The sequence below is a fragment of the Streptomyces poriferorum genome (assembly GCF_019399235.1).
In the GTDB taxonomy this organism is placed as follows: Bacteria; Actinomycetota; Actinomycetes; order Streptomycetales; family Streptomycetaceae; genus Streptomyces; species Streptomyces poriferorum.
The window spans coordinates 18,287-29,754 of record NZ_JAELVH010000048.1; the positions used below are offsets into that span (position 1 = coordinate 18,287).

Below are 11,468 nucleotides of genomic sequence, written 5' to 3' on the forward strand. Positions count from 1 at the left end.
GGCCGGGACGGGAAGTTCGTCGCGGAACGGCCGGTGGCGGTGGGGTCCTGGTCAGCCGTGGCCGTGCAGGGCGCGGCAGCGCGCCTGGGGAGCGGCGGGGCACAGCAGCTGGGACGCCTGTCGCAGGCACTCCCTCACCGCATCTGTGTGACCCATACGGGGAGTGTACGTCCCGTGGACGGTGCCGGGTCCCGGTCGTCGTCGCATTCAGGCGCGGAGGTGGTCCGGGTGAGGTCGCCGGGCCGGTGACACCGGCTTGTCGCAGCCGGTCGTGGTGGGTGAGTGAGTGAGGGGGCTCGTACGCGCGCCGGGGGCCTGCCACGCGGGAGCGGGGTGCTCCCGTGCGACAGGTCCCCGGGGCCGGTCGTCCGGTGTCAGGCCGTGTGCAGGGTCAGCCCGTAGCGGTTCAGGATCTCGTTGATCGGCTGGTGCCAGGTCTCACCGCCGGAGCTGCAGTTGCCCCAGCCGCCCGAGGTGACGCCCTGTGCCTGGTCCCCGCTGATGAAGGACCCACCGGAGTCGCCGGGTTCGGCGCACACACTGGTCTTGGTCATCTGGTGGACCGCGCCCTGGCTGTAGTTCACCGTCTCATTGGTGGCGAGGACGCTTCCGCAGTGCCAGTGCGAGGTGGAACCGGAGCGGCAGATCGAGGCCCCGACCGGCGCCACGGCGGAGCCGCGTACCAGCTGGTCCGAGACTGTTCCCCAGCCGAGCACCACGGGGACGGTCCACCACCCGTTGCCGACGCTGACCCAGGCGTAGTCGTTGTCGGGGAAGGAGGACCCCTGGAAGCTGCCTATGCCCGATCCGTCCCAGCCACTGACGGAGGCGCCCGCCTGTCCGCAGTGTCCGGCGGTGACGAAGCCGCCGTACACGGAGAAGCCGATGGAGCACCGGACGTTGCCCGTGTAGTACGGGTCTCCCCCGACGGTCCCGGCGGAGAACGTCTGCGGGGCCTCGGCGGAGTGCTCGACAGTGACGGGGCCGGCGTCCCGGGCCCGTTCGACGAACTGCTGGACATCGTTGTCGGACCGCGCCGAGGAGACGACGTTCACGACGACCTTGCTGGCTTCGGGGTCGACGTGCCAGCTACTGACACCGGCGGGTGCCCGGAGCCGGTCGATCCTCGCCTTGGCGGCGTCGAGGCTGCGCGCGGTGTGCGCCACCAGGCGGACGGCGGCGCCCGTCGCCCGTACGGCGGCTGCCTGCTTCTCGCTGGTGACGGCGACGGTGAGCCCGCCCGTCGACGGGTCGAACCAGGAGCCGCCGTACGACGCTCCGGCGGCGCGTCGTGCGGCGGGCTGGATCGCGGTAGCCGACTTCTCCGCGGAGAGCCGCGCCCTGGCCTGGCCTTCCGTCAGGCCGAGGTCCTTCTGCATGGCGGCCAGCAGACCGGCGGACGCCTGCCGCGTGTCGGAGGCGGTGCGGGCACCGGTGACGGGGGCGTCGGCGGCCTGGGCGGACGGGAAGCCCGCTCCCGCCCAGGCTCCGACGAGGAGCACGGCGGACAGGGCGGTGCGTAAGGCCGTGGTGCGTCTCATGGTGTTGGCCCTTCTGTTGTTCCGGCGATGTGGGGGAGGAACAGCAGGCGTCCGGGAGACGACTCGCTTGAGAGCGCTCTCAGAGTGTGCCGATCCGGACTGTAGCCGAGCACCGTTAGCAGGTCCATGCCAATGACGAACTGAGCGGGCCGCCCGATCCGGCGAGTCCGCGTCAGGCCTGTGCCGGACGGTAGGTGAACGTGCCCCACAGCTCCCGCAGAGCCTCACCGTCGCGCCAGAAGCCGGGTCCCGCGGCCGCGTCCGTCGCTCCCCAGATCCTGATCGCATCCCGCGACGCGTCGCCGAGCGGCTGCCACCCCGGCTCACTGGTGGCCGCGAATCCGGCCCAGGCCGCGACCATCCGGGCCGAGAGGAGGTGGTCCTCCTGCGTCGGTGGACCACCGATCAGGAAATGGGCGCTCTCGTCGGCGATGTTCCCGAAGGCGAAGGGAACGTCCGCACAGTGCCAGGCGTATACCCCCGGCTGAGATCCACCCCGCTGCCGGGCAAAGCGCGACAGGAAGGTACGCCCGCCGCCCCGCGCATGCGCGACGGCGAGCCGGTTGCTGTACTCGCCGTACATCATGTCCCCGCACACCGCCAGGTAGATCTCGTACACCGACGCCTCGGGCATGATCCGGTGGTAGCCCTCCAGCACGGCGTCCGGGATCCCGAAGTCCTTGGCGAAGCGGCTCAGTTCCGCCGCCGTCGTGACCTCGGCGCTGCTGCCGACGGCGTCGAACAGCCAGTACTCCTGGGTGGTGTGGCAGACGAGAAGATCCACGTCCGAGGCCTCCCCGGCCGCCAGGGGGCCCAGCGGGTCGGCGCGCAGGAGACGGCCGTCGGCGACCGGGCCGAAGATGACGGGGTCCCAGGAGATCTGTCCGGAGTGCGGGTCCTGCCGGTATCCGTCCGCCACCGCGTCGGACGCCCGCACCAGGGCGTGCGGGGACGCGGCCGCCAGGCCCGCGTGCGTCGCGGGGACCCCCGCCTCGGCGGCCACCTTCCGTGCGAGGTGCTCGGCGAGTTCCGGTGCGAAGACCGGGCCCACCGCACTGTGCGCGATCGCCCGCCGGAACAGCCCCCGCGCCCCGTCCATCGTCATCAGGCAGGCCACCGATGTCGCCCCGGCGGACTGACCGGCCACGGTGACGTCGTCCGGCGCCCCGCCGAAGGAGGCGATGTTGTCGCGCACCCACTCCAGTGCGGCGATCTGGTCGAGCAGTCCGCGGTTCGGCGGGCAGCCGTCCTCGCCGTCGGCCGGGACGTGGCCGAAGCCCTCGAACCCGACCCGGTAGTTGAAGGTGACCACCACGAGGCCGGCGCGGGCGAGCGCCGCGCCGTCGAAGTCCGGCTGGGCGCTCGACCCGAAGGTGTAGGCCCCTCCGTGGATCCAGACCAGCACCGGCAGGGGGCGGGTTTCGGCCCCGCTCCCCCGCTCGGGGGTCCAGACGTTGAGGCTGAGGATGTCCTCGTCGCCCGGGGACCAGCGCGGTGCGCCCGGCAGCTCCGCCGACTGCGGCGAGACCGCGCCGTACTCCACGCAGTCGCGGACACCCGTCCAGGCGCGCCGTGGGCGCGGTTGCCTGAACCGGCCCGTGCCGAAGGGCGGTTCGGCGTACAGGATGCCGAGTACGGCGATGACGCCCCGGTCCGGGGCGCGTCCGCGTACTCGGCCGCTCGCTGTGTCGAAAAGACTGGTCAAGGCTGCTCTGCCGTCCTTCGCTCGCCGCCGCGGCCGGGCGGCAGGAAGATCAGAATGACAGAGCGGCCCACCGCGATGCGAGCGCATTGACCGTCACCGCACAGGGGTGGTGCGTCAACGGGTGGAGAACGTGTGCAGGGTCGTCGAACGGTACGTCCGGCCGGGGCGCAGCACGGTGGAGGGGAAGGACGGCTGGTTGGGTGCGTCGGGGAAGTGCTGGGCCTCCAGGCAGAAGGCGTCGCCCTGCCGGTAGAGGCGGCCGGAGGTGCCGGTGAGGGTGCCGTCGAGGAAGTTTCCAGTGTAGAGCTGCATGCCGGGCTCGGTGGTGTACATCTTCATGACCCGGCCGGATTCGGGGTGGGTGACGGTGAGGGCGTACTCGGGCCGGGACGTGATCCCTTTGTCCAGTACGTAGTTGTGGTCGATGCCCTGAGCGATCACGGTCTGCTCGTGCGGGGTGCGGGCCTGGGGGCCGATGCTTCTGGCGCGGCGGAAGTCGAAGGGGGTGCGGGCGACGGGGGCGAGCTCGCCGGTCGGGATGAGCGTGGAGCCGACCGGGGTGTAGCGGGCGGCGGCCAGTTCCAGCAGATGGCCGTCGATCGTGCCGCTTCCCTCCCCCGCCAGGTTGAAGTAGGTGTGGCTGGTGAGGTTGACGACGGTGGCCCGGTCGGTCGTCGCCTCGTAGTCGATGCGCCAGGCGCCGCGCGGAGTGAGGGTGTAGGTGACGCGGACGGCCAGGTTGCCGGGGTATCCGGCCTCGCCGTCCGGGCTGGTCCGGGTGAGGACCAGGCCCGTGTCGGCGCCTCGGGTGAAGGGCTCGACGTCCCACATCCGTTTGTCGAAGCCCCGGTCACCGCCGTGCAGGCTGTTGGGGCCGTCGTTGACGGGGAGCTGGTAGGTGGCGCCGTCGAGGGTGAACCGTCCGTCGGCGATGCGGTTTCCGTAGCGGCCGATCAGTCCGCCGAAGTAGGGCGACTTGGCGACGTAGTCGTCGAGGTTGTCAAACCCCAGAGCCACATCGGTGGTCCTGCCGTGGCGGTCGGCGGTCTCCAGGGACTGGATGATGCCGCCGTAGGACAGGGCCTTGAGGGTGGTCCCGCCGTTGCTCAGGGTCCAGCGGTGTACCGCCGTGCCGTCCGCGAGCCGGCCGAAGAGCTCCCTGGCCGGCGTGCGGCCACGGCGGTCCGAGGCGTGGGCGGCACCGGCCGTGGCGGTGGTGATCCCTGCGGCGGCCGCGGCCGTCAGCACGGTGCGTCTGGTGGTGCTGGGCATGGGTGACTCCTTGACGAGGAGGGAGTTACGAGCCGACCTTGCGTTTGTTGTAGACGTCGAAGCCGACGGCGGCGAGCAGCACCAGGCCCTTGATGACCTGCTGGTAGTCGGTGCCGATCCCCACGAGCGACATGCCGTTGTTGAGTACTCCGAGCACGAGGCCGCCGATGATGGCACCGAAGACCGTGCCGACTCCACCGCTCATGGAGGCTCCGCCGATGAAGGCTGCGGCGATGGCCTCCAGTTCGAAGTTGGTTCCCGCCTGGGGCACGCCCGCGTTGAGGCGTGCGGCGTAGACGATGCCGGCGAGCGCCGCGAGTACACCCATGTTCACGAAGACGAGGAACGTGACGCGCTGGTCCTTGACGCCGGAGAGCTTCGCGGCGGCGCGGTTGCCGCCGAGGGCGTACACATGACGGCCGACGATGGCGTTGCGCATGACGTAGCCGAAGCCGATGAGCAGACCGGCGAGCAGGAGGAGTACGACGGGGACACCGCGGTAGCTGGCCAGGGTCATGGTGAAGGCGAGTACGGCCGCGGCCATGGCCACGCACTTGGCGAGGAAGATGTTGCGGGGCAGGACGTCCAGTTCGTAGCGCAGCTGACGGCGCCGGTCGCGGACCTCCTGGAGGAGGGCGAAGGCCAGGAGCGCGCAGCCCAGGAGGAGGGTCAGGTTGTGGTAGTTGGTCTCGGGCCCGATCTCGGGGAGGTATCCGGTGGAGATCTTCTGGAAGCCCTCGGGGAAGGGGCCGAGCGAGCGGCTGCCCAGGAGGATCTGTGTGCCGCCCCGGAACAGCAGCATTCCGGCCAGGGTGACGATGAAGGACGGGATGCCGACGTACGCGATCCAGAAGCCCTGCCAGGCGCCCGCGACCGCTCCGACGATCAGGGAGAGCACGAGGGCCAGGACCCAGGGGACATCGTGCTCGACCATCATGACCGCGGCGGCCGCGGAGACGAATGCGGCCAGCGAGCCGACGGACAGGTCGATGTGCCCGGCGATGATGACGATCATCATGCCGATGGCGAGAACCAGGATGTAGCTGTTCTGAAGGACGAGGTTGGTGACGTTGTTCGGCTTGAGCAGGACTCCGTCGGTCCATATCTCGAAGAGGACGACGATCAGCCCGAGGGCGATGAGCATCCCGTACTGGCGCATGTTGCGGCGGGCCGCGTCCAGGAGGAGGCTGCCGGTCGCCGGGGGCGCGGCCGGGGACTGCTTGCCGGTGCGCTGCGGAGTGTCGGTGGTGGCCTGGGGCATTCCTGCTACCTCTTGTCGCTGGTCATATGGCGCATGAGGACCTCCTGGGTGGCCTGCGCGCGCGGGACTTCGCCGGTGAGCCGGCCGGCGGCCATGGTGTAGATGCGGTCGCACATGCCGAGCAGCTCGGGCAGTTCGGAGGAGATGAGCACCACAGCCTTGCCCTGGGCGGCCAGCCGGTCGATGACGGAGTAGATCTCGTACTTCGCGCCGACGTCGATCCCGCGGGTCGGTTCGTCGAGGATGAGGACGTCGGGGCCCGCGAAGATCCATTTGCCGAGGACGACCTTCTGCTGGTTGCCGCCGGAGAGGCGGCCCACCTGTTCGAAGACCGTGGGGGTCTTGATGTTCATGGAGGTGCGGTACGACTCGGCGACGCGGGTCTCCTCGTGCTCGTCGACGATCCCGCGCCGCGAGACCTTGTCCAGGGCGCCGAGGCTGATGTTGCGGCCGATGGTGTCGATGAGGTTGAGGCCGTACTGCTTGCGGTCCTCGGTGACGTACGCGATCTTGTGGCGGACCGCTTCGGAGACGGTGCGGGTGCGGATCTCCTTGCCGTCCTTGAGGACCGTGCCGCTGATGTTTCGGCCGTAGCTGCGGCCGAAGACGCTCATGGCGAGTTCGGTGCGGCCGGCGCCCATCAGCCCGGCGATGCCGACGATTTCGCCTCGGCGGGCCAGGACGGAGACGTGGTCGACCACCTTGCGGTGCTGGTCGATCGGGTGGTGGACGGTCCAGTCACGGACCTCCAGCGCGGGATGTGCTCCGGGGTCGCCTTCGTACGGGGTGCGTTCGGGGAAGCGGTGGTCGAGGTCGCGCCCGACCATGCCGCGGATGATGCGGTCCTCGGTGGTCGATCCGGAGCGCACGTCGAGGGTTTCCACCGTCCGGCCGTCGCGCAGGACGGTGACGGAGTCCGCGACCTCGGTGATCTCGCCGAGCTTGTGCGAGATGATGATCGACGAGATGCCCTGGCCCTTCAGCTCCTTGATGAGCGTGAGGAGTTTGGCGCTGTCCTCGTCGTTGAGGGCGGCGGTCGGCTCGTCGAGGATCAGCAGTTCCACCTTCTTGGAGAGCGCCTTGGCGATCTCCACGAGTTGCTGCTTGCCGACGCCGATGTCCGCGACCCTGGTCTGCGGGTGCTCGCGCAGACCGACCCGGTCGAGCAGGACGGCGGCGTGGCGCAGGGTCTCGTTCCAGCTGATGAAGCCGCGCGTGGCGTGTTCGTTGCCGAGGAAGATGTTCTCGGCGATGGAGAGGTACGGCACCAGGGCGAGTTCCTGATGGATGATCACGATGCCCCGCGCCTCGCTGGCCCGGATGTCCTTGAAGACGCAGTTCTCTCCCCTGAACCGGATCTCGCCCTCGTAGCTGCCGTGCGGGTGGACTCCGCTCAGGACCTTCATCAGGGTCGACTTCCCTGCGCCGTTCTCCCCGCAGATGGCGTGGACCTCGCCCTGGGCCACGGTCAGGGAGACGTCGGAGAGCGCCTTGACCCCGGGGAACGTCTTGACGATGGACCGCATCTCCAGGACGGGTACGGCGGCGGCCGGCGGGCCGGCCGTCGGGGTCTTCATCGGAGGTCGCTCTCCTTGATGTAGCCGGAATCGACCAGCTCGGCGCTGTAGTTGGTCTTGTCGACGCTCACCGGGTCGAGCAGGAACGACGGGACGATCTTCTTCTCGTTGTCGTACGTCGTGGTGTCGTTGACCTCGGGCTTCTTGTCGTTCAGAACGGCGTCGGCCATCTGGACGGCCTGCTTGGCGAGGGCCCTGGTGTCCTTGTAGACGGTCTGCGTCTGCTGCCCGGCGATGATCGACTTCACCGAGGCAACCTCGGCGTCCTGGCCGGTCACGACGGGGTAGGGCTTGGAGCCGGTGCCGTATCCGTCCGACTTCAGGGCCGAGATGATGCCGATCGAGATGCCGTCGTACGGGGAGAGCACCGCGTCGACCCGGTCGGAGGAGTAGGCACTGGTGAGGAGGTCGTCCATGCGCTTCTGAGCGGTACCGCCGTCCCAGCGGAGCGTGGTGATCTGGTCCAGCTTCGTCTGCTTGCTGCGGACGACGAGCTGCTTCTTGTCGATGTACGGCTTGAGCGCCTTCCAGGCACCCTGGAAGAAGTAGCGCGTGTTGTTGTCGTCGGGGGATCCGGCGAACAGCTCGATGTTGAACGGCCCTTTTTCGGTGCCGGACTTCAGCCCGAGCTTGTCCAGGATGTAGCCGGCCTGCAGCTCGCCGACCTTCTCGTTGTCGAAGGAGGCGTAGTAGTCGACATCGGGGCTGCCGAGGATGAGCCGGTCGTACGAGATGACCCTGATGCCCTGCTCGCCCGCCTGGTGCAGCACGTCACTGAGGGCACGGCCGTCGATGGCGGCGATCACGAGGACGTCCACGCCCTTGGTGATCATGTTCTCGACCTGGGACACCTGCTGGTCGACGTCGTCCTCGCCGTACTGCAGATCGGTCTTGTAACCGAGCTTCTTGAACTCGGCCGCCATGTTCCTGCCGTCGGCTATCCAGCGTTCCGACGACTTGGTCGGCATCGCGATTCCGATGGTCGAGCCCTTGCCGCCCGTCTTCTTGTCCTTGCTGCCGCCCTCGCTGCTCTGCCCGCAGGCGGCGAGCGTCAGGGAGAGGGCCAGGGCGGTGAGGACCGTTGCGGTCCGGGCGACGCGCGGGGCGGACGCGGTACGTGAGGTGCGCATGGTCGGTCCTCCGGGGGTGCGAGGGGAGCGGCTGGGCGGGCCGCGTCGCCCTCATCGATGGTTCGGTATTTCGGACGTGGTTCGGCGTGCACGACGGTCGGGCGCACTCAAAGACCCACCGCCCGGGGCGCACCCGTGCGGGGCAAGGCGGTTGAGCTGACCGTCGTTCGAAATCTCGTCATGCGTTCGAAATGTTGGCGTGACGGTAGTGAGGGAGCGGGGAGACTGTCAATGGGTCACGCAAGCGTCGTCGCGGCAACTCCCACCAGCAGCAGGCAGTTTCGGCCGCTGGTGCCGCGGCGGGCAACGTTTGCCCGTAAGGGAGCGGCGTCGGTGCGTGCTCTCGGCGTGCCGGCCGGAAGTCCTCGTGCTGGACGCACTCGGCCTTTCGGCCGGTGCGGCGAGCGTGCGTGCCGGGCGTCGCGACGGGGCAAGCGTTGCCTGCCACGGCACCAGGTCACGACCTCCGCGTTCCGTGCAGGTTGGACGCCCCACCCCGGCACGCCCCGAGCCGGCCCGTCCGGCGCAGCGGCGCTCAGCCTGCCTGGCCGATGGCGCTGCGGAGCATCGCTACGGTGGTCGCCGCCGCGGCGCGCTCCGCCTCGTCGCCCGTGGCGCGCACCCGCTCCTCCAGCAGCACGACGGCGGCCTGGAGCACGCCCACCCGTACCGGAACGCTCTGCATGGCCGTGAGCACGGCGGCCGCCTGCTCGGCGGGCGTCGCGGTCGCGGCCTGCGGAATGAGAGTGGAGATTCCGCGCCCGAGTGCACGGTCACGAGGCGGCTGAGCCGCGGCAGTGGTCACCGAGGAAGTCTGCCGCACCCGGGGCACGGAATGGGTCAGCGACCTGCCCGCTGTGCCCCTGCGCCGTCCTGGAGATGCCCGTGGACACGCATCAACAGGGTCGTCAGCCGGGCGCGTTCGCGTGCGTTCAACGGTGCGAGAACGTCGTCCTGCACGGCCCTCGCGTCAGCCTGAAGGCGGTCGTACAGCGCACGACCCGCCGGGCTGACGCTGACGGTGACGCGCCGTCGGTCGGTCATGTCGCGCGCCCGGTCCACCAGTCCGGCCGCGCCCAGCTCATCGATGATCTTCACGATGTCGCTGCGGTCGATCGCCAGCCGCACCGCCAGCTCCCGTTGCACATGGGGGCCGAGATCAACCAGCGCGGCCAGCACAGCCATGTGCCGGAGCCGCAGACCGCGGTCGGCCAGCCGCTCGGCAAGGCGGCTCCGCGCGGACTTGCCCGTCCTGGACATGAGGTAGGTCGTGAGTCCCAGGAGACTGGGCGGTGTCTCGTTCTCGTTCACCCGCATATCGTAGGCGCATACCCATAGCGGGTATGCGCCCCCGACTGCGCCCGGGGCGGCGCTCCGGCGATCACATCGCTGCGCCTCCCACTCCCTCTCCCCCGCTCTCAGCCCCGCGCCCAGGTTTGCATGGCCGCCCGGGAGGAGAAGGCGGCAACGTCCTTGTCGAGCGGCTCGTCGGTGTACTGGTGAATGCGCCAGGACGCCTTGATGCGCGGCTTTCCGGCGGTGACGTAGTCGGCGATCCAGAGGCCGTCCCCGGCGTACGACGTCGTGTCGTGATTCAGCCAGAAGTAGCGGTTGCAGTAGAGCAGGACCTTGTGGTGCGGACGCAGCCGCTTGACCTCGCGGATGAAGCGGTCCTTCTCGGCGTTGCTCGCATGGGTGCCCTCGCCGTTCTGCTCCCAGTCGACGGCCAGGAGCTCGCCCGCCTTTTCCGGTGCCTTGCTGAGGAAGTATTCCGCCTGAGCCGTGATATTCCCCGGCCAGAGGAAGTGGTAGAACCCGACCACGCATTCCGCGTCCCGGGCCCGCTTGGCCTGCGCCGCCAGACGCGGATTTATGTACGAACGGCCCTCGGTGGCCTTGATGAAGACAAAGTCCAGCCCGTCCGTTTCGAAGGACGGCTGATAGGCACTGACGTCGACACCGTGCAGCATGGGTACCGCCTCACACATGGTCCGGTCATTCCACTTCCTTCTCTGATACGTGCCCGCACATACGGCTCCCATCCGTCCGACGAGCCGGGAGAATCGGTGCGCCGGCGCATGGAATAGCTCCGGGCCGACAGCGGTTGGTGAACCGGCGAGACCCGTTTCACGTCACGCACGCACCAGCGGAAGGTCGGATCCATGAAGATCGGCATCATCGGCGCAGGGAATATCGGCGGCAACCTCACCCGGCGCCTCACCGCGCTCGGCCATGACGTGTCCGTCGCCAACTCACGCGGTCCGCAGACCCTCACCGCGCTGGTCGAGGAGACCGGTGCGACCGCCGTCACCGCCGCCGAGGCGGCGAAGGGCGCCCGGATCGTGGTCGTCACCGTTCCGCTCAAGGCCGTCCCGGCCCTGCCTCCGGGTTTCCTCGACGGTGCTGCGGAGGACGTCGCGGTCATCGACACCGGGAACTACTACCCGCGCGAGCGCGACGGCCGGATCGCGGCGATCGAGGACGGCCTGCCGGAGAGCCGGTGGACGGAGGAGCAGATCGGTCACCCCGTCATCAAGGCCTTCAACGGGACCTACGCACAGGACATCCTCTCCAACGGCCGCCCCAGCGGGAGTGCGGGCCGTCAGGCGCTGCCGGTGGCCGGGGACGACGCTGCGGCGAAGCGGACCGTCCGCGACCTGATCGACGAGCTGGGCTTCGACACCGTGGACGCGGGCGGGCTCGACGAGTCGTGGCGCCAGCAGCCGGGCACGCCGGTGTACGGCGACCGCGGTGATGTCGCGGCGATCGAGAAGGCCCTGGCTTCGGCGTCCGCCGAGCGGACCGCCGACTGGCGGGCCTGAGGCCCCGTCGTCCGGCTGCTGCGCGGCAGGGCACGGGACACGCGCCCGCCTGGCAGGGGCGGGTACCGGACGCGCGCCCACCCGGCAGGGGGGACGGGGCACGCACCCAGCCGGCAGGGGACACGGGACACGCGCCCACCCGGCAGGGGCGGGTACCGGA

At 69.6% G+C, this 11,468-nt stretch carries 9 protein-coding genes and 1 pseudogene; 1 reads left to right on the forward strand and 9 read right to left on the reverse strand.

Annotation, left to right across the window (positions count from 1 at the left end; translation table 11 throughout):
* Positions 1–374 precede the first annotated feature (374 nt).
* The 9 genes from JGS39_RS11455 to JGS39_RS11495 all read right to left on the reverse strand — a co-directional run bounded on the left by JGS39_RS11455 (position 375) and on the right by JGS39_RS11495 (position 10,456).
* Positions 375–1,541 carry a S1 family peptidase gene (locus JGS39_RS11455; protein WP_219568730.1) on the reverse strand — a complete coding sequence of 389 codons (1,167 nt, stop codon included), beginning with the start codon at positions 1,539–1,541 and terminating at the stop codon, positions 375–377.
* Positions 1,542–1,713: 172 nt separating this feature from the next.
* Complete coding sequence (locus JGS39_RS11460) at positions 1,714–3,246, reverse strand: carboxylesterase/lipase family protein (RefSeq protein WP_236063532.1); 1,533 nt, start codon at positions 3,244–3,246, stop codon at positions 1,714–1,716.
* 114 nt (positions 3,247–3,360) lie between these two features.
* Positions 3,361–4,518 (reverse strand): aldose epimerase family protein, encoded by a 1,158-nt coding sequence (locus JGS39_RS11465; RefSeq protein WP_219568732.1) that lies wholly within the window; start codon positions 4,516–4,518, stop codon positions 3,361–3,363.
* 25 nt (positions 4,519–4,543) lie between these two features.
* Positions 4,544–5,779 carry a multiple monosaccharide ABC transporter permease gene (mmsB, locus tag JGS39_RS11470; RefSeq protein WP_236063533.1) on the reverse strand — a complete coding sequence of 412 codons (1,236 nt, stop codon included), beginning with the start codon at positions 5,777–5,779 and terminating at the stop codon, positions 4,544–4,546.
* Between the two features lie 5 nt (positions 5,780–5,784).
* Positions 5,785–7,356 carry a multiple monosaccharide ABC transporter ATP-binding protein gene (gene mmsA / locus JGS39_RS11475; RefSeq protein ID WP_236063534.1) on the reverse strand — a complete coding sequence of 524 codons (1,572 nt, stop codon included), beginning with the start codon at positions 7,354–7,356 and terminating at the stop codon, positions 5,785–5,787.
* The gene (chvE, locus tag JGS39_RS11480) at positions 7,353–8,486 is read right to left on the reverse strand and encodes a multiple monosaccharide ABC transporter substrate-binding protein (protein WP_219568733.1); all 1,134 of its coding nucleotides are present in this window, start codon (positions 8,484–8,486) and stop codon (positions 7,353–7,355) included. The genes mmsA and chvE overlap by 4 nt, the downstream gene beginning before the upstream one ends.
* Before the next feature lie 535 nt (positions 8,487–9,021).
* Positions 9,022–9,291 carry a hypothetical protein gene (locus tag JGS39_RS11485; protein ID WP_219568734.1) on the reverse strand — a complete coding sequence of 90 codons (270 nt, stop codon included), beginning with the start codon at positions 9,289–9,291 and terminating at the stop codon, positions 9,022–9,024.
* A gap of 35 nt (positions 9,292–9,326) precedes the next feature.
* Positions 9,327–9,746 (reverse strand): MarR family winged helix-turn-helix transcriptional regulator, encoded by a 420-nt coding sequence (locus tag JGS39_RS11490; RefSeq protein ID WP_236063538.1) that lies wholly within the window; start codon positions 9,744–9,746, stop codon positions 9,327–9,329.
* Between the two features lie 158 nt (positions 9,747–9,904).
* Positions 9,905–10,456, reverse strand: a complete 552-nt coding sequence (locus JGS39_RS11495; RefSeq protein ID WP_219568736.1) for a GH25 family lysozyme — start codon at positions 10,454–10,456, stop codon at positions 9,905–9,907.
* A gap of 174 nt (positions 10,457–10,630) precedes the next feature.
* Here JGS39_RS11495 and JGS39_RS11500 point away from each other — a divergent pair.
* Positions 10,631–11,308 (forward strand): annotated as a pseudogene (locus JGS39_RS11500) (NADPH-dependent F420 reductase); the annotation flags it as partial.
* Between the last annotated feature and the right edge of the window lie 160 nt (positions 11,309–11,468).

Excerpts from the sequence above, each read along its gene's own strand:
- JGS39_RS11455 (WP_219568730.1), bottom strand. The coding sequence starts at position 1,541 with ATGAGACGCACCACGGCCTTACGCACCGCCCTGTCCGCCGTGCTCCTC.
- JGS39_RS11465 (WP_219568732.1), bottom strand. The coding sequence starts at position 4,518 with ATGCCCAGCACCACCAGACGCACCGTGCTGACGGCCGCGGCCGCCGCA.
- mmsB (WP_236063533.1), bottom strand. The coding sequence starts at position 5,779 with ATGCCCCAGGCCACCACCGACACTCCGCAGCGCACCGGCAAGCAGTCC.
- mmsA (WP_236063534.1), bottom strand. The coding sequence starts at position 7,356 with ATGAAGACCCCGACGGCCGGCCCGCCGGCCGCCGCCGTACCCGTCCTG.
- chvE (WP_219568733.1), bottom strand. The coding sequence starts at position 8,486 with ATGCGCACCTCACGTACCGCGTCCGCCCCGCGCGTCGCCCGGACCGCA.
- JGS39_RS11490 (WP_236063538.1), bottom strand. The coding sequence starts at position 9,746 with ATGTCCAGGACGGGCAAGTCCGCGCGGAGCCGCCTTGCCGAGCGGCTG.
- JGS39_RS11495 (WP_219568736.1), bottom strand. The coding sequence starts at position 10,456 with ATGCTGCACGGTGTCGACGTCAGTGCCTATCAGCCGTCCTTCGAAACG.